Here is an 18,593-nt window from a genome sequence, read left to right on the forward strand (position 1 = left end):
TGTGTTGTCCTCCTCATATAATTTTGAATTTCTTTTTCTTGGCATTTACAAATTTGATGAGCAATTCATCTACAGCGTCTGTATATCTACCTTCTGAAAGCAGGCGGTTATGCAATTCATTCAGACTTCGTAAAATGATACCTCGTTCAACCTCATCAAAAACCAAGTAGTATTTTTGTTCTCGCATAGTTTTAACCTCCTTGCTCACATTGTAAGCAATTTAGGTAAGGAATTCGAATGTGCGATTTTATTTTTGAACATAGAGAAAGACAGCGTAAAAAGCATTTCTGCCTTCTACGCTGTCTTTCCGCCTTTGCAACGCCCATAAAGTTGTATTTTCGATGTGTTTTCAAATTACTTCCTTATGTGGCGTTAGCGTTGCGCCGGTGCTGTTTTTTATTGCAATATTTATCAAAAAAGCGTTATGCATGAGATTTTTACATCGCAGTAATAAATATATTTCATAAAAATGGGGCTTGTAATTAAAAAAATGATATGTTATCATGTGAAACAAGATAAATGCAATGAAGGAGACTCTTGTCCACGGAACTTGACAGGAATACGGCGTCACCGACTGAGAGCGCTGTTTGAGGGAACGGATAAAAAGGGAACACTCCGGAGCAGACCGGTTGAACGGGCAGCTTTTCTGATGAGGGAAAAACGCGGGGATTTTCTGAGGGGAACGCTTTTCAGGCTGCAGTAGGTCGGTACGTAAAGCAGACGTTATATGCTTTTGAGACAGAATCTGCGGATTCTGTGAATGCGGGTGGTACCGCGGATAAAGAGATTTATTCGCCCCGGGATATCTTTGTATCCCGGGGCGCTTTTTTTCGCATCAGCTGCGCGGCCGACATGGAGCGAAGCGAAATGGAGGTGCACATCGGGAAAGAATAGGAGGAGTGCAGATTATGAGCAACATTTACAGAGACGTTACATTAGACCAGGTGAGTGAGGAGGATATCGGAAAGGAAATGCGCATTGCGGGCTGGGTGGAGAACATTCGCGACCACGGCGGCGTTTCCTTTGTCGATGTGCGCGATATGTACGCGGTGATGCAGGTGGTCCTGCGGGACGGCGCGCTGCTGGAGGGAATCCGCCGGGAGCAGGCGGTTTCCATCAGAGGGCTGGTGGAGAAGCGCGATGAGGAAACGTACAATCCGAAGATCCCGACCGGAACGATCGAGCTGGAGGCGCACGAGGTCACCGTTCTCGGCGGGGTATACAAAAATCTTCCGTTTGAGGTGCAGACCAGCCGCGAGGTGCGCGAGGACGTCCGTCTGAAATACCGCTATCTGGATCTGCGCAACAAAAAGGTGAAGGATAATATCATTTTTCGCTCGCAGGTAATTTCCTTCCTGCGCCAGAAGATGACGGAGCTTGGGTTCCTGGAGATCCAGACGCCGATCCTGTGTGCGTCCTCCCCGGAGGGGGCGCGGGACTACATCGTTCCGTCGCGCAAATTCAAGGGGAAATTTTACGCGCTGCCGCAGGCGCCGCAGCAGTATAAGCAGCTTCTGATGGTGTCCGGCTTTGATAAATACTTCCAGATCGCGCCCTGCTTCCGCGATGAGGATGCGCGTGCGGACCGCTCGCCGGGCGAGTTTTACCAGCTCGATTTCGAGATGAGCTTCGCCACCCAGGAGGAGGTCTTTAAGGTCGGCGAGGAGGTGCTGACGGCGACCTTTGAAAAATTTGCGCCGGAGGGCTATGCGGTCACGAAAGCGCCGTATCCGGTGATCAGCTATAAGCAGGCGATGCTGGAATTCGGCACTGACAAGCCGGATCTGAGAAATCCGCTGCGCATCATTGACGTGACGGACTTTTTCCAGAAATGTACCTTCAAGCCATTCCTTGGCAGAACCGTGCGCGCCATCCGCGTGCATGAGAAGATGTCCAAGGGCTTCCACGAGCGTCTGCTGAAATTTGCAACAGGCATCGGCATGGGCGGTCTCGGCTATCTGGAGGTACTGGAGGATAAATCCTACAAGGGACCGATCGACAAATTTATCCCGGAGGAATTGAAGGAGGAGTTTGCGCAGCTTGCCGGACTTTCGGAGGGCGACACCATTTTCTTCATGGCGGATAAGGAGGAGAGAGCCGCTTACTATGCCGGCATGATCCGCACGGAGCTTGGCGAAAAGCTGGATCTTCTGGAAAAGAACGCTTACCGCTTCTGCTACGTGAACGATTTCCCGATGTTCGAGAAGGATCCGCAGACAAAGCAGATCGGCTTTACGCACAATCCGTTCTCCATGCCGCAGGGCGGTCTGGAGGCGCTGAATACGATGGATCCGCTGGATGTTCTCGCTTACCAGTACGATATCGTCTGCAACGGTGTGGAGCTGTCGTCCGGCGCGGTGCGCAACCACGACCTGCAGATCATGAAGAAAGCGTTTGAGATCGCCGGATACGATGAGGAGGTTTTAAAGAGCAAATTCGGGGCACTTTACAGTGCTTTCTGTTTCGGAGCGCCGCCACATGCCGGTATGGCGCCGGGCATCGACCGTATGCTGATGCTTTTAAAGAACGAGGAAAACATCCGCGAAGTTATCGCCTTCCCGATGAACGGCAACGCCGAGGATCTGATGTGCGGCGCGCCGGGCACGGTCACGGAGCAGCAGCTGCGCGAGGTACACATTAAGGTAAGGGATTAGGAGAATTATTATGGCAAACATCATTTCTGATGAGACGATTGAATATGTCGGCATCCTGGCGAAGCTGGAGCTGTCTGACGAGGAAAAAGAGCAGGCGAAGGCGGACATGGGAAAAATGCTGGATTATATTGATAAATTAAACGAGCTGGATACAACGGGAATTGAGCCGATGTCGCATGTGTTCCCGGTGCAGAACGTGTTTCGCGAGGACGTTGTCACGAACGGCGACGACCGGGAGGCGATCCTGAAAAATGCACCGGAGGAAAAGGATGGGGCATTTGTGGTGCCAAGGACTGTGGAATAGAATATGAATGGATACAAGGGGGCAAAGACGTGGATTTAATGGATATGACGGCGCTTGCGCTCGCGAAGAAGATCCGGGCGGGCGAGGTGAGCGCGCCGGAGGCGGCGCGGGCGGCGCTTGATCAGATAAAAAAGCTGGAGGGCACGGTGCATGCCTATGTGACGGTTGATGAGGAAGGCGCGCTGAAAAGGGCAGCGGAGGTGCAGAAGAAAATCGAAGCGGGGGAACTGACCGGACCGCTTGCCGGGGTTCCGGCGGCGATCAAGGACAACATGTGTACAAAAGATCTGCTGACCACCTGCAGCTCCCGCATTCTGGAAAACTTTGTGCCGACCTACACGGCACAGGCGGTGGAAAATCTGGAGGCAGCGGGCGTGGTGGTGCTTGGAAAGACGAACATGGATGAATTTGCGATGGGCAGCACGACGGAGACCTCCGCATACGGGGTGACGCGGAACCCCTGGAACCCGGAGCATGTGCCGGGCGGTTCGTCGGGCGGCTCCTGCGCGGCGGTGGCGGCAAACGAATGCTCCTTCGCACTCGGCTCGGACACCGGCGGTTCTATCCGCCAGCCAAGCTCGTTCTGCGGAGTCACCGGCATCAAGCCTACCTACGGCACCGTATCGCGTTACGGGCTGATCGCCTATGGTTCGTCGCTCGATCAGATCGGACCGGTCGCGAAGGATGTGAGCGACTGCGCGGCGATCCTGGAGGTGATCGCTTCTTACGATAAAAAAGACAGCACTTCGATTAAACGAGACGACTGCGATTTTACAGCGGCGCTGACGGACGATGTGAAGGGCATGAAAATCGGGATTCCGCGCGACTATTTCGGCAGCGGGCTGAATGAAGAGGTGAAGCGTGCGATCCTGGCGGCGGCGGATGTACTGCGGGAGAAGGGAGCCGAGGTGGAGGAATTTGATTTAAGCCTTGTGGAATATGCGATCCCGGCATATTACACCATCGCATCGGCGGAGGCAAGCTCTAACCTTTCGCGCTTCGACGGCATCAAGTACGGGTACCGTGCAAAGGAGTATGAGGGACTGCATCAGATGTATAAAAAGAGCCGTTCGGAGGGCTTCGGACCGGAGGTAAAGCGGCGTATCATGCTCGGCTCCTTCGTGCTCAGCTCTGGTTATTACGATGCATATTATTTAAAAGCGCTGCGCACAAAGGCGCTGATCAAACAGGCGTTTGATAAGGCATTTGCAAAATACGATGTGATATTAGGACCGGCAGCGCCCTCGACAGCGCCAAAGCTGGGAGAGAGCCTCTCCGATCCGCTGCAGATGTATCTCGGCGATATTTACACGATCTCGGCAAATCTTGCCGGCATACCGGGCATCAGCGTGCCCTGCGGAAAGGACGGCAAAGGTCTGCCAATCGGGATGCAGCTTCTCGGCGACTGCTTCCAGGAGAAGAAGATCCTCCGGGCGGCTTACAGTTTTGAGTGCAGCCGCACTTACGAGGCGCCGGCGCTTGCGGGAAAGGCGGTGGAGTAAATGGAAAAGCAATATGAGACAGTCATTGGCCTGGAGGTTCATGTGGAGCTTGCGACAAAGACAAAGATTTTCTGCGGCTGCTCCACGCAGTTTGGCGGCGCTCCCAATACGCACACCTGTCCGGTCTGCACCGGGATGCCCGGCTCGCTTCCGGTGTTAAATAAGCAGGTGGTAGAGTATGCGCTCGCCGTTGGTCTGGCGACCAACTGCCAGATCAACCAGCACTGCAAATTTGACCGCAAAAACTACTTTTACCCGGACAATCCGCAGAATTATCAGATTTCACAGCTTTACCTGCCGATCTGTCACGACGGCGGGATCGAGATCGAAACGGCGGCCGGCAAAAAGATTGTCGGCATTCATGAGATCCACATGGAGGAGGACGCCGGAAAGCTCATTCACGACGAATGGGAGGACTGTTCCCTGGTGGACTTCAACCGCAGCGGCGTGCCGCTGATCGAGATCGTTTCGGAGCCGGATATGCGCAGTGCGGACGAGGTGATTGCCTATCTCGATAAGCTGCGCCTGATTATCCAGTATCTTGGAGCTTCCGACTGCAAGCTGCAGGAGGGTTCCATGCGTGCGGATGTCAACCTCTCGGTGCGCGAGGCGGGGGCGGAGAAATTCGGCACCCGCACGGAGATGAAGAATCTGAATTCGTTTAAGGCGATCGCCCGCGCGATCGAGAATGAGCGGGAGCGTCAGATCGACCTTATCGAGGCTGGCAGAGAAGTGGTGCAGGAAACACGCCGCTGGGACGATACGAAGGAATACTCCTATGCAATGCGCTCTAAGGAGGATGCGCAGGACTACCGCTATTTCCCGGATCCCGATCTGACGCCGGTGTATATCAGCGACGAGTGGATCGCACGCGTACGCGCCGCACAGCCGGAGCTGCGAACGGAAAAGCTGCAGCGCTACAGGGAGGAATTTGCGATCCCGGACTATGATGCAGGCATCCTCACCTCATCGAAGCGCCTTGCGGATCTCTTTGAGGAGGCGACGGCGATCTGCAAAAAGCCGAAGAAGGTCTCCAACTGGCTGATGGGCGAGACGCTCCGCCTGTTAAAGGAGCGCGGGCAGGAGCCGGAGGAGCTGCGCTTCTCGCCGGAGAATCTGGCGAAGCTGGTAAATCTTGCGGATGCGGGAGCTGTGAACAATCAGGTGGCAAAAGAGGTTTTTGAAAAAATCTTCACGGATGATATTGACCCGGAGAAATATGTGGAGGAGCACGGGCTGAAAACTGTCAGCGACGAGGGTGCGCTCAGAAGCGTCGTTGAGGCGGTGATCACGGCAAATCCGCAGTCTGTGGCGGACTATAAGGGCGGCAAGGAGAAGGCGATCGGCTTCCTTGTCGGGCAGACGATGAAGGCGATGAAGGGCAAAGCGGATCCGGGAGCCGTCAATAAAATGCTGAAGGAAATATTATCCAGATAAGACAGGGCTTGTTTTTTTGCAGAAGAGCAGATATACTATCTTGTGAGAAAGGGGAACTTTCATGAAGAGAAGTATATCTGTTTTTTTGTTAATGATGACACTGTTTGTTATGACCGGATGCAGCCGTGCGACGATGAACGCACAGATTGCGGAAAGTATCGGCACGCTTGGTCAATATGAGAATAATGAGCCGGTGGAGACGCCGAAGATGAAGGCGCAGCGTGAGATACAGGAGCAAAAAGAGGCGGCCGAGGAGGATGTGACAGGACATCTTAATACGGCGGCGCGTCTGGCTGCCTCCTACGATTATACGGCGGCGCTGGAGGAGATCGCGAAGATCAGCGAGGAACATGCGGAAGACGACCGCGTGATCAGCGCAAAGATCGAGTATCAGCGCCTGCTCGGACAGATGGTGGAGTACGGCGGAGATGTCGCGCATTTTTCGGTGAAGACGCTGGTGGCGGATCCGTCGCGCGCATTTGACGGAGATGATATGTCCTCCTATTATAATAACTGGACGCTGACAGTGGATGAGTTTAAGGCGATCCTGCAGTCGCTTTACGACCGCGGATATGTGCTGATGGATGTTCACGAGAAGGTGGTGGATATCCAAAATGAGGACGGGACGACCAGCTTTGCCGTCAATACGCCGTCTGTCCCGGAGGGAAAGACGCCGATGGTGCTTTCCTTCACGGAGGCAAATTACTATGATTATCAGCAGGGGGACGGGTTTGCGGGCAGACTGGTGCTGGATGAGAATGGCAATGTGATGAATGAGTACACGGACGCCTCCGGGCAGACGCTTATCGGAGCGTATGATGTGATTCCGATCGTGGATGAATTTGTGGAGGAGCACCCGGATTTTTCCCTGCGCGGGGCGAAGGGAATTGTTTCTGTCACAGGCTATGAGGGCGTGTTTGGCTATGGGATCGAGACTGGAGCAAGCACGATCGCGGCAATCGCAGACCGCCTGAAGGAGACCGGATGGGAGATTGCCTGCCAGGGCTTTTCCGACAACACCATGGAGAGCGACCTGGATCTGGATGAGCTGGAGGGCGATCTGGATACGTGGAGCAGTAAGATTGGCTCGCTTGTGGGCGATACCGATCTTCTGATCTATCCGTACGGTGAGGAAGTGACTGCCGGGACGGCAAAACAGGAGCTGCTGCTGGAGAAGGGCTATCAGTTTTTTTTCAGCATCTGGACTACGGCGGATTTTATTGAGGTTCAGCCGGACTATGTGCGGCAGACGCGCAGAACGCTGGATGGTTATGATCTTTATATGTATGCCGACTATCTGACTGACTTTTTTGATGTGGATGAGATCTTTGATAAAACCAGACCGGCATTCGAATAATTACAGAAACCTTACACAAACTTAAAAAAAACTTATTATCTTGCCTCTTTACAAATGGAGGAAATTCCTCTATACTGGAACTACATCTTGCGAAAAAATTAAAATGTCATACCAGATATAGTAATATGGGAGGAATCGAAATGTATGTGATCAAAAAAGACGGGACCCGGGAAGAGTTTAATGTTGAGAAAATTGTCGTTGCAGTAAACAAATCCGCTGCCCGCGCATTATATAAGTTTAAGCCGGAGGAGATTAAAGAACTGTGCGAGTATGCGACCAGACGCGCGCAGGAGATGGGCAAGGAGGGCATCACGATCCAGGAGATGCACAACATCGTGGAGAGCGCGCTGGAGAAGGTAAGCCCGGCGGTCGCAAAGAGTTATCGTGACTACCGCAATTATAAAGTGGATTTTATCCATATGATGGACGATGTCTACACGAAGAGCCAGTCTATCCGCTACATCGGCGACAAGAGCAACGCCAACACGGACAGCGCGCTGGTGGCGACGAAGCGCAGCCTTATCTTCAATGAGCTGAATAAAAATCTCTACCAGAAGTTTTTCATGACGCGCGACGAGCGTCAGGCATGTAAGGATGGCTATATTTACATTCATGACCAGTCTGCGCGTCTGGATACCATGAACTGCTGCCTGTTTGACGTCGGCTCTGTCTTAAAGGGCGGCTTCGAGATGGGAAATGTCTGGTATAACGAGCCGAAGACGCTGGATACGGCGTTTGACGTGATGGGCGACATCGTGCTGAGCACAGCGGCGCAGCAGTACGGCGGCTTTACGGTGCCGGAGGTCGACAAGATCCTCGCGCCCTATGCAGAGAAGAGCTACAAAAAATATGTGGAAGAATTTCTGAAATACATGGATGCCTCCTGGGACGGCGTTCAGGAGCGGGCGAAGCAGTATGCGCTCGATAAGGTGAAGCGCGATTATGACCAGGGCTGGCAGGGCATCGAGTACAAGCTGAACACGGTCGGCTCTTCCCGCGGGGATTATCCGTTTGTCACCATGACGCTCGGGCTGGGGCAGTCTGATTTTGAGCGTATGTGCAGCATTTCCCTGCTGAATGTACATAAAGAGGGACAGGGCAAGCCGGGCAACAAAAAGCCGGTGCTGTTCCCGAAAATCGTATTTTTATTCGATGAGAACCTGCACGGCGACGGCAAACCGTGCGAGGATGTGTTTGAGGCGGGACTGGAGTGCTCCGCAAAGACCATGTATCCGGACTGGCTTTCCCTCTCCGGCAAGGGCTATGTGGCGAGCATGTATAAGCAGTACGGCCGCGTGATCAGTCCGATGGGCTGCCGGGCGTTTTTGAGCCCCTGGTATGAGCGCGGGGGAATGCACCCGGCGGATAAGGACGATAAGCCGGTATTTGTCGGACGCTTCAATGTGGGCGCTGTCAGCCTGCATCTGCCGATGATCCTGGCGAAATCCCGTCAGGAGAGCCGCGATTTTTACGAGGTGCTGGATTATTATCTGGAGATGATCAGAGGTATCCACATCCGCACCTACGAATATCTTGGGGAGATGCGTGCCTCCACGAACCCGCTCGCTTACTGCGAGGGCGGCTTCTACGGCGGACACCTTGATCCGAGAGATAAGATCAAGCCGCTCTTAAAGCCGATGACGGCCTCCTTTGGCATCACTGCCTTAAACGAGCTGCAGGAGCTTTATAATGGCAAATCCATTGCCGAGGACGGGCAGTTTGCGCTGGAGGTTATGCAGTATATTAATAAGAAGGTAAATGAGTACAAGGAGGCGGACGGCTGGCTGTACGCCATCTACGGTACTCCTGCGGAGAGTCTTTGCGGGCTGCAGGTGGAGCAGTTCCGCAGGCAGTATGGCATCGTGGAGAATGTTTCCGACCGCCCGTACGTGAGCAACAGCTTCCACTGCCACGTGACGGAGGATCTTTCCCCAATCCAGAAGCAGGATCTGGAGGGGCGCTTCTGGGATCTGTGCAACGGCGGCAAGATCCAGTATGTGCGCTATCCGATCGACTATAATAAAGAGGCGATCAAAAGTCTCATCCTGCGTGCGATGAAGCTGGGTTACTATGAGGGCGTCAACCTTTCACTCGCCTACTGTGACGACTGCGGTCACCAGGAACTGGAGATGGATGTCTGCCCGAAGTGCGGTTCCAAAAACCTTACAAAGATTGACCGCATGAACGGCTATCTTTCCTACAGCCGCGTACACGGCGATACAAGGCTGAACTACGCGAAGATGGCGGAAATCGCGGAGCGCGTATCGATGTAGGAGTGTTTGCGATTCACTCTGGCATTTGGAGTTCCCTGGCAAATGTTGTGACGATATATCTGATCTGTACGGTAGTTTCTGACGGAGGAATCTGATTCCTCCGTCTTTTTTTGCCGTGCATTCGAAGGAAGCTGTCGGTGGCAGGTCCTGTAGGTTCTAAAAGTTTATAAAAATTTTATAAGTTTTGTTTTTCTTTTATACCTGTCTTACGCAATCATCAATCATTTTCCACACCGGCTTTTTAAAATAAGAAATCAGGAAGGCAGTCAGACGCCGCCGGGACGTGAGGGTGGTGTGATGCCGGAAAAAACTTACAGAAAGGCAGGAAAAAGATATGGGACATGGATGGAGAAAAAGGGGATGCGCACGGATTTGTGCGGCGGCACTTATGGGCGTACTGGCGGCAGGCGGCGGCCAGACGGCGTTTGCGGCTGAGGCTGACACGATGACGGAAGCGGATGCAAAGGACGATGCGGGAACAGATGCAGGGACAGAAACGGCAGCAGGCGCACAGAACGGCATCGACATGACGACTGATTATCCGGGCATCACGGTGAAAGCGGGCGAGAGCGTCAGTTTTGGGCTGGATTTTGCAAGCCTTTCCGGAGACAGCTACGATGCGTCGCTTTCCATCGAGTCTATCCCGGAGGGCTGGGAGGGCTACTTCAAGAGCAGCAGCAGCGAAATCTCAATGGTACATGTAGATGCAGAATCAGAGTTTGCAGACTCGGAGCTTGCCACCTTCAGCCTGACGCTTCCCGATGAGGTGGAGGAGGGCACCTACAATGTTACCCTGAAAGCAGATGCCGGCAGTGGAGCTTCCGACACCTTACAGCTTGAAATTAACGTGACAGAAACGGAGAACGGACAGAGCAGCTTAACGTCCGAATATCCGGAGCAGCAGGGGGCTTCCGGGACGAGCTTCAGCTTCGACGTCACGCTGGTGAACAACCGTGGAACAGAGCAGACCTACAGTCTTGCGGCGGAGGCGGAGAGCGGCTGGCAGGTATCCTTTACCCCATCCGGTGAGAGCACTCAAGTGGCGAGCATCACGGTGGAGCCGGGCTCCAGCCAGGGGCTGACGGTGGACGTGACGCCGCCGGAGACCATTAAGGAGGGCGAATACACGATTCCCTGCACGGCGATTTCCGCAAATGAAACGCTGTCTGCAGAGCTGAAGGTGACGATCACCGGCTCCTACGAGGTGCAGTTATCCACACCGACCGGCAATCTGAGCATGGACGCTTACGCAAACCAGGAAAAGGCGGTGACGTTAAGCGTGATCAATAACGGAAATGTGGATCTGAGCAATTTAAATCTGACCTCATCTGCGCCGACCGACTGGGAGGTGCGTTTCGACGAATCGACCATCGAGCTTCTGGAGGCGGGAGCCACGAAGGAAGTGACTGCCTATGTCAAGCCGTCCTCCGATGCGATTACCGGGGACTATGTGACTTCGATCACAGTCAGCAATGACGAGACGACGTCGACGGCGGAATTCCGCATATCGGTAAAAACACAGACGCTCTGGGGAATCGTTGCGGTTGCGATCATCATTGCGCTGCTTGCAGGACTGGGCTTTTTGTTTAAGAAGTATGGAAGAAGGTAGCATATGGAACAGAAAATAATAGAGATGCAGGGACTCACAAAGCATTATGGAAACAAAATTGCGGTAAACAACCTCGATCTTTCCATATGCCAGGGGGAAATCTTCGGTCTGCTCGGTCCGAACGGCGCCGGGAAAACGACAACGATCCTGATGCTGCTCGGTCTGACGGAGCCGACGGCAGGCAGGGCGTTTATCGAGGGGCTGGACTGCACGCGCAATCCGGTGGCAGTAAAACGCGTTGCCGGATATATGCCGGACAACGTCGGATTTTACCCGGATCTGACCGGCAGGCAGAATCTGCGTTTCACCGGCAGACTGAACGGTCTTGGAGAGGACATGATCGAGGAACGTATTGAGCAGCTTCTGAAGCGCGTCGGCATGACGGAATACGGCGATCAGAAAACTGGCACCTACTCTAAGGGTATGAAGCAGCGGCTCGGCATTGCGGATGTTCTGATGAAGGATCCGCGCGTTATCATTATGGATGAGCCGACGCTCGGTATCGATCCCGAGGGAATGCATGAATTGCTGATGCTGATGCACGAGCTTGCCAGTGAGGACGGCAGGACGCTTCTGATTTCCTCGCATCAGCTTTACCAGATCCAGCAGATCTGCGACCGGGTGGGCATTTTTGTGAGCGGCAGGCTGATCGCGTGCGGAAGGATTGACGAGCTTGGCAGGCAGGTGAACCAGGAGGGCGGCGATCTGGACGAGATTTACAGACTATATTTTGAAAGGGCAGGGCAGAAGGATGAAAACAATCGCAGTAAAAAGTAAAACAAAAACGATGCCCCGCGCCGAAAAAAGGGAAGAGCACATAAGCAGCGGCATCGGACTGCGGGCATTGTTCCAAAAGGAGCTGGCGGATCATCTGAGGAGCAGACGTTTCCTCATTATCCTGGCGCTGATCTACGCCACCTGCTTTGCCAGTCTTTACGGAGCGCTCTTGGGGTTCTCGGACGCGGTGGCAAACGACAGTAACTTTCTCTTTTTAAAGCTGTACACGACCAGCGGGGAGTCCATTCCCTCATTTATGACCTTTATCGCGCTGCTCGGTCCCTTCGTTGGGCTGACGCTCGGCTTTGACGCGATCAACAGTGAGCGCAGCGCCGGTACCTTAAACCGGCTGGTGGCGCAGCCGATCTATCGGGACTGCATTATCATCGGAAAATTTCTTGCGGGAACGGCGATCATCACCATTATGGTCTTTTCCATGGGCATTCTGATCGGAGCGGTCGGGATGCTTGGAACCGGGCTGGTGCCGCAGGCGGAAGAAATCGGAAGAATCTTCTTTTTCCTTTTGTTTACCGTGGTGTATATTGCCTTCTGGCTTGCGCTTTCCATTTTGTTTTCCGTGTTCTGCCGCCACTCGGCGACCTCGGCACTGGCGGTCATCTCGCTGTGGATTTTCTTTGCGCTGTTCATGAGTCTGATCGCCAATATTATTGCAAACATCGTTTATCCGGTGGACGATTATTATAATTCTATGGTGAACACGGTGGGCAACTACACGCTGGAGCTGAATCTGAACCGGATCTCGCCGTATTATCTGTACAGTGAGGCGGTTTCCACGATCATGAGTCCGAGCGTGCGCGCGGTGAATGTGGTGACGGTGGATCAGCTTGTGGGAGCAATTTCGGGCTATCTTTCGCTCGGACAGAGCCTCCTTCTGGTGTGGCCGCATCTGGTTGCGCTGATCGCGCTGATGCTGGCAGCCTTCGGCGGCTCCTACGTGGGCTTTATGCGGCAGGAAATCCGTTCCAGCTGATTTCACAAAGAATCCATAATTTAGTTGTCTGTGTTTAAATTGGGTTTAGCTTCCTGGTGTATATATGAGACATGATTTTAAAAATGCGTATGTATGGAAAAATCATGAAGGAATCATATATCATAAAAAGCAGGAGGGCACACAATGAGCGCATTGACGGTTATCAATGGAATACATAAAGAAGAATTGCAGAAGCAGGCTGAGAGCTACGCATTCCGGGCGGGAATGCATACTCGCAGCCTGGAGTGTTTTTTGCGGGAAAACGGCAGACTGGATGGCAGCGTGACTGTGATACTGATAGATGGCGAGATGATACGGATGCTGGAAAAGGATATGTTTCTGGTACTTACTCTGCGGTTTCCGGTGATTTTTGTGCCGGACTGTGAGCCGGAGTGGAATCTGGCAGGCAGAGAGCTGGAAAATGCGGGCTGCCGGACACTCTGCCCGTTTCAGTATCTGAACTTCTGCGAGGCGGTACAATCCTGTTTTCAGCCAAAAATCTGGCAGGAGCGCACCCTTGTATTTGGAGAGCTGGAAATCTGTCCGGCAAACCGGATGCTCCGGGTGAACGGAAGAGAAATAAAAATGCGCCAGGTGGATTTTGACATTCTGCTGATGCTGCTGAAGAATATCGGGCGTGTGATGTCGCGTCAGTACCTGAACGACCGGCTGCCCCAGCGTCTGCGCGGCACCCAGCGCAACATAGACACCCACATCAGCAGTATCCGGCAGCAAAGCGGGCTGGGGGATGCGATCCGCTGCGTGCGTTCGGTCGGCTACTGCATCCCGGAGGAGGCGCTTTATCATCTCTGCCTCGCAGACGTCGGGTAAACCTTTTTTCGTACAAAGTAAAGGCAGACTACCTGCAGAAGGATCGTGACGATCCAGGAAGCCGGGTAGGAAATGAATAAAAATGCCAGCGTCCGGTTTTGCGGGAAGAGCAGAAAGATCCACACGATCCGGGTGCCGACCGTCCCGATGATGGACATCAGCATGGGAACGGCAGAGTGTCCCATCCCGCGCATTGGACCCGGAAACAGGTCCATCAGTCCGCACAGAAAATACGTGACGGTCGTATAGGCGAGCACCTCGACGCCACACCGGATCACCTCCGGGTCGGAGGTGTAGATGGATAGGATTTCCGGCCCGAAGAAGTAGGCGATGCAGCCGAGCGCGAGGGAGACGCTGACGGACAATGCGATACAGTTGACAAGAATTTTATCCATGCGTTTGTAATTTCCAACGCCGTAATTCTGGCTTGTGAAGCTCATGCACGCCTGCGTGACGGAGTTGACGGAGACATATAAAAAGCTGAGAATATTGTTTGCCGCCGTATAGCCTGCCATAGCGGTAGAACCAAAGGAATTCACAGAGGACTGCAGGAGCACGTTGGAAAAGTTGATTACAGTGCTCTGGATACCGGCAGGGATGCCAACCTGGAAAATCGGTTTTAAATAATTCCACTTTAAGGTCAGCCTGGAAAAGCGAAGCTGATAGCTCCCGTCCGACAGATAAAGACAGCGGAGCACCAGAACGCAGGAGACCATCTGGGAGATGACGGTAGCGATCGCAACGCCAGCCACGCCTAAGTGGAACACGATAACGAGAAACATATTCAGTCCGGCATTCAGAATGCCGGAGATGATCAGAAAGAGCAGCGGCCGTTTAGTATCGCCGACAGCGCGCAGAATGGAGGCGCCGTAGTTGTAGAGCATAAAAAACGGCATTCCCAGAAAATAAATCCGCATATAGAGTGTGGAGTGCTCAATAACATTGTCGGGCGTTCCCATCAGCTCCAGGGCAAACCGGGAGAAGATCAGCCCGACAAACGCCATCACAATGCCGCTGAGGAGCGCAAACAAAATCGCGGTATGTACGGTCTCTGACATTTCCTTCGTCCTGCCGGAGGCATAGTAGCGGGCAGCCAGTACATTGTTGCCGAGGGAAATGCCGATAAACAGATTGGTGAACATATTAATAAGGGCGGACGTGGAGCCGACGGCAGCGAGTGCCTCGCTTCCGGTAAAGCGTCCCACGATCACAATATCCACCGCATTAAACATAAGCTGCAGAATGCCGGAAAGCATCAGCGGCAGCGAAAACGAAATCAGCTTGTCCATAATGGAGCCGCTGCACATATCAATTTCATATTTATTACTCTTCAAAACCTTCATCCCCATATAGTATATTGATTTTAACCCCTGTGATACCGGATCGCTGTCCGTTTGCCACTGGTATCATCACAAGTATGTGATTATATCACAGCCAGAGAACATGGTCAATGAGCGAATATTGCGGTTTTGCAGGATATAAGCGAATATTGTGGTCTTGCAGGAAGAGCGGTGCGATTATGGAAGGGGCAAGGCTTTCACTCCGAGGTTGCGCAGCCCGGCAGTTTCGTTTATACTAAAAGAACAATCATGCGAAAGAAATCGATATGTTTCAAAAAAGTCTGGAGGAGCTGAAAAATGCAGTTATTTAAAATTGAAAAAGCAAAAGAGGCTGATCTGCCGCGGATTCTGGAAATCTATGCGCGCGCAAGGCAGTTTATGAGGGAGACGGGCAACGGGGGACAGTGGGGAGACAGCTTTCCGCCGAAAGAGCTGCTTGCGGATGACATAAAAAAGGAGCGGCTTTACGTGGTAAAGGAAGAGAATGCGATCCACGGAGTCTTTTTCTTTCTCATCGGGGCAGACCCGACCTACAAAAAAATCGAGCAGGGCGGGTGGCTGTCGGATGAGGAGTACGGCACGCTGCACCGCGTTGCCAGCGACGGGGAGGCGCATGGGATATTTGATGCGATCGTATCGTTTGCCTGGCAGCAGATCCGGCATCTGCGGATGGACACGCACGAAAACAATAAGGTGATGCAGCATGTTATAAAGAAGAACGGCTTCAGGGAATGCGGCATCATTTATACCGATGACGGAACGCAGCGGATCGCGTATGAGAAAATGTAGATGGAACGTTTTATAATTTATTTATATCCAGATAACAAAAACGCCACAAAAGCATCACCTGGTTTCCACAAACCGGACATATTTGTTTGTTATATTATCAGTGTCGACAGGAAGTAGCAGCTACGAACAAAACCCTTCGGGGAGCAGGAAAGGATCTGATGACATTGAAAAGAAAACAGATAGCGGTGATTTTAGGATTGGCTCTTGCCGTATCCGGAGTGAGCGCTTTTGCTGAGGAAGATACAGAGGCGGTTACAGAGGCGGTGATAATGCTGGAGGAAGAGGAGTCCGACATTATCATCGGGGAAGTAAAGGAGGTCGGTGACGATAGCATAACGCTTGCAGTTGGAGATTTGCCGGAGGACGGCGAAGAAAACGGCGCTTCTGAGGAAGCCGGAGCAGAGGCTTTGGAGGATGCGTCGGAGGAGGTCACGGATGCAGATGCAGATACGTCAGCGGATGGTGAAAGCACGTCAGCAGAAAAACCGGAGCTTATGCTGACGGGCGAAGAGAAGAACGTGACGGTGGCGGAGGATGCCACAATCCTGCTGGTGGACTGGGAGACAGCGAAAGAGAGCTTAAAAGCGCTGGAGGATACCCAGGAGGACCAGACAGAAGATGGTACGGAAGCTGCGGCGGACGGTGAAGCCGCAGAAGAAACAGAAAGCGCAGCAGCAGAGGACGGCACAGAAGCCGAAACTGCAGAGAACGCGGAGGCTGCGGATGATGCAGACGCGGGAACGGAAGCGCTGACAGATGCAGAAGAGCTTGCACTTACCGATATAACAGAGGGCGATATCCTGGCGATTCAGCTGGATGAGGACGGAAATGCCGTACAGATTATGGTAGTGCAGCAGTCATAGCGTATATCAGAATGTAGAGATGCATACTAATTTTTTTCATATAGAATAACCTTTTCTCCTTTTTGTGTGTGAGCCCTACCGCTCAAAAGCCAGGCAGAGACCAGAGACTGCCGGGCTGGGCGGTAGGGTTTTTGTTGCCATGTATCCGAAGGGAGCTGCCGGTGGCAGGTCCCTTCGGATGCATGGCAGTCATATCTTAATTTGGACGGCAAATTTCAATCATTGTATTAATTATCTTTTTTCGTCATTTCAAAGTGATATTTCTCTAGCTTTAATACCCTATATTTTTTATGTATTTTTGGAAGTTTACGGTAGACAGGTGTCTGTCGTAAAAAATTTCAGTACAAATGAAACAGGGGAGAGAGAAATGAAGGTCAGAAATCAGTTCCGTAATCAATTAAATATAGTGCTGCTGATTGTTGATCTGGTTTGTATTTTTGTATCTTACGCGGTTTCGCTTTACATCCGCCTTGGCAGTGTATTCCGGGCGCCGCAGATCCATTTTATATTGCTGATCGTTCAGGTCGCAGTCTATATCACCGTATGCTATGCGCGGGACATTTACCAGGGGATCTACCAGAGAGGCTATTTCAAGGAATTGCAGAAGGTTGTGGAAGTAAACCTGATCCTTGCCGCGGTCACGTTTGCGGTGCTGTTCTTTGCAAAAAGCGGACAGGGGTATTCCAGGACCGTCTGTATATGGTTTTTCGCACTGAACATCCTGCTGATCTATGGCAGCCATGTGATCATAAAAAAATGGGTGCTGCCGCGGTTCCGGCACGGGAGCGGCAGCCAGAAGCTCATGGTGGTCAGCACGCACGACCATGCGCCGGTCGTCATTGACCGGCTGATCGCAGAAAAGGACGGGAGCTATTATATCAGCTCCGCGGCTGTGATCGATGCGGACGACCGTGGAACCGTCCTGGAGGGCGTGCCGGTAAACGCCTGCAGGGAGGATATGTATGCTCTGGCACTGCAGAATGTGGTGGACGCCGTGGTGATCGACCTCCCGTATGATACGGAGGGACTTCAGGAGATGCTGGAGAAGTTTGAGAGCATGGGCGTCACGCTTTATATCCTGCTTGACGGGATGGCATTTGACATGACCAACATGGGGATCGACCGGGTGGGGGATTACATAGCCGCCACTTCCCATATGGTGGACATGAGCACGGGGCAGATGATGGCAAAGCGTCTGCTGGATATCCTGGGAGGACTGGTCGGTGTACTGTTGACAGGGATCCTCACGATCTTCCTGGGACCTGCCATCAAACTGGAGAGCAAAGGTCCGATCTTCTTTGCGCAGGACCGCGTCGGGAAAAACGGGCGGATATTTAAGATCTACAAATTCCGTTCCATGTGCAATGACGCGGAAGCGAAGAAAAAAGACCTGCAGAAGGACAACAAGATGCAGGGGCTGATGTTCAAGATGGATGACGACCCGCGCATCACAAAGGTGGGAAAATTCATACGGAAGACAAGCCTGGACGAGTTCCCGCAGTTCTGGAATGTTTTAAAAGGCGACATGAGCCTGGTCGGCACCAGGCCGCCGACCGTGGATGAATTCCGGCAGTACGATCTCCACCACAAAAAAAGACTCAGCATGAAGCCCGGCATAACCGGCCTGTGGCAGATCAGCGGGCGGAGCGATATCACAGACTTTGAGGAAGTAGTAAAGCTCGATGCAAAGTACATAGAAGAATGGAGCTTCGGGCTGGATATTAAAATCCTCCTGAAAACCGTGGGAGTCATCTTTACGGGCAGGGGAGCGGAGTAGAGCAGGGAAGAATGTCTGGTTCGATTTTAATTGACGAAATATTGGCGTTGTAAAAGCCGGATCCTGCAGTCGTCGCATTGCCGCGCTGT

General features: G+C 52.7%; 14 protein-coding genes and 1 pseudogene. 13 read left to right on the plus strand and 2 right to left on the minus strand.

What is annotated here, in order from left to right:
• Positions 1-13: 13 nt before the first annotated feature.
• Positions 14-187, minus strand: coding sequence for a hypothetical protein (locus tag ACLU9Q_RS09665; RefSeq protein WP_270395762.1), 174 nt, complete (start codon positions 185-187; stop codon positions 14-16).
• Positions 188-908: 721 nt separating this feature from the next.
• On the opposite strand from ACLU9Q_RS09665, the gene aspS reads away from it, so the two are divergent.
• The 10 genes and pseudogenes from aspS (at position 909) to ACLU9Q_RS09715 (ending at position 13,735) form a co-directional block, all read left to right on the plus strand.
• On the plus strand, positions 909-2,654 hold the full coding sequence (gene aspS / locus ACLU9Q_RS09670) for an aspartate--tRNA ligase (RefSeq protein WP_296835530.1): 1,746 nt from the start codon (positions 909-911) through the stop codon (positions 2,652-2,654).
• A 10-nt stretch (positions 2,655-2,664) separates the two neighbouring features.
• Positions 2,665-2,958, plus strand: coding sequence for an Asp-tRNA(Asn)/Glu-tRNA(Gln) amidotransferase subunit GatC (gatC, locus tag ACLU9Q_RS09675; RefSeq protein WP_296907220.1), 294 nt, complete (start codon positions 2,665-2,667; stop codon positions 2,956-2,958).
• 38 nt (positions 2,959-2,996) lie between these two features.
• The gene (gatA, locus tag ACLU9Q_RS09680; RefSeq protein WP_412625202.1) at positions 2,997-4,460 is read left to right on the plus strand and encodes an Asp-tRNA(Asn)/Glu-tRNA(Gln) amidotransferase subunit GatA; all 1,464 of its coding nucleotides are present in this window, start codon (positions 2,997-2,999) and stop codon (positions 4,458-4,460) included.
• Positions 4,461-5,897: an Asp-tRNA(Asn)/Glu-tRNA(Gln) amidotransferase subunit GatB gene (gene gatB, locus ACLU9Q_RS09685; protein ID WP_412625118.1), complete on the plus strand. Its 1,437-nt coding sequence runs from the start codon at positions 4,461-4,463 to the stop codon at positions 5,895-5,897.
• A gap of 61 nt (positions 5,898-5,958) precedes the next feature.
• Positions 5,959-7,254, plus strand: coding sequence for a hypothetical protein (locus ACLU9Q_RS09690; RefSeq protein ID WP_412625119.1), 1,296 nt, complete (start codon positions 5,959-5,961; stop codon positions 7,252-7,254).
• Positions 7,255-7,394: 140 nt separating this feature from the next.
• Entirely contained in the window at positions 7,395-9,527 is a 2,133-nt protein-coding gene (gene nrdD / locus ACLU9Q_RS09695) for an anaerobic ribonucleoside-triphosphate reductase (protein ID WP_412625120.1), read from the plus strand.
• Between the two features lie 334 nt (positions 9,528-9,861).
• Entirely contained in the window at positions 9,862-11,136 is a 1,275-nt protein-coding gene (locus ACLU9Q_RS09700; protein ID WP_412625121.1) for an NEW3 domain-containing protein, read from the plus strand.
• Between the two features lie 3 nt (positions 11,137-11,139).
• Positions 11,140-11,835 (plus strand): annotated as a pseudogene (locus tag ACLU9Q_RS09705) (ABC transporter ATP-binding protein); the annotation flags it as partial.
• Between the two features lie 88 nt (positions 11,836-11,923).
• Positions 11,924-12,904 carry an ABC transporter permease gene (locus ACLU9Q_RS09710; protein ID WP_308594059.1) on the plus strand — a complete coding sequence of 327 codons (981 nt, stop codon included), beginning with the start codon at positions 11,924-11,926 and terminating at the stop codon, positions 12,902-12,904.
• A gap of 144 nt (positions 12,905-13,048) precedes the next feature.
• Positions 13,049-13,735: a winged helix-turn-helix domain-containing protein gene (locus tag ACLU9Q_RS09715; protein WP_412625123.1), complete on the plus strand. Its 687-nt coding sequence runs from the start codon at positions 13,049-13,051 to the stop codon at positions 13,733-13,735.
• Here the strand turns inward: ACLU9Q_RS09715 and ACLU9Q_RS09720 are convergent.
• Positions 13,708-15,078, minus strand: coding sequence for an MATE family efflux transporter (locus ACLU9Q_RS09720; RefSeq protein WP_412625124.1), 1,371 nt, complete (start codon positions 15,076-15,078; stop codon positions 13,708-13,710). The two genes, ACLU9Q_RS09715 and ACLU9Q_RS09720, sit on opposite strands and share 28 nt — an antisense overlap.
• 294 nt (positions 15,079-15,372) lie before the next feature.
• On the opposite strand from ACLU9Q_RS09720, the gene ACLU9Q_RS09725 reads away from it, so the two are divergent.
• The 3 genes from ACLU9Q_RS09725 (at position 15,373) to ACLU9Q_RS09735 (ending at position 18,504) form a co-directional block, all read left to right on the plus strand.
• A complete protein-coding gene (locus ACLU9Q_RS09725) occupies positions 15,373-15,864 on the plus strand; it encodes an N-acetyltransferase (protein WP_302591583.1) in 492 nt (163 codons plus the stop codon).
• 158 nt (positions 15,865-16,022) lie between these two features.
• Complete coding sequence (locus ACLU9Q_RS09730) at positions 16,023-16,727, plus strand: hypothetical protein (RefSeq protein WP_412625125.1); 705 nt, start codon at positions 16,023-16,025, stop codon at positions 16,725-16,727.
• A gap of 367 nt (positions 16,728-17,094) precedes the next feature.
• Entirely contained in the window at positions 17,095-18,504 is a 1,410-nt protein-coding gene (locus ACLU9Q_RS09735; protein ID WP_412625126.1) for a sugar transferase, read from the plus strand.
• Positions 18,505-18,593 lie beyond the last annotated feature (89 nt).

This window comes from Marvinbryantia sp., from assembly GCF_047017445.1.
Lineage (GTDB): Bacteria > Bacillota > Clostridia > Lachnospirales > Lachnospiraceae > Marvinbryantia.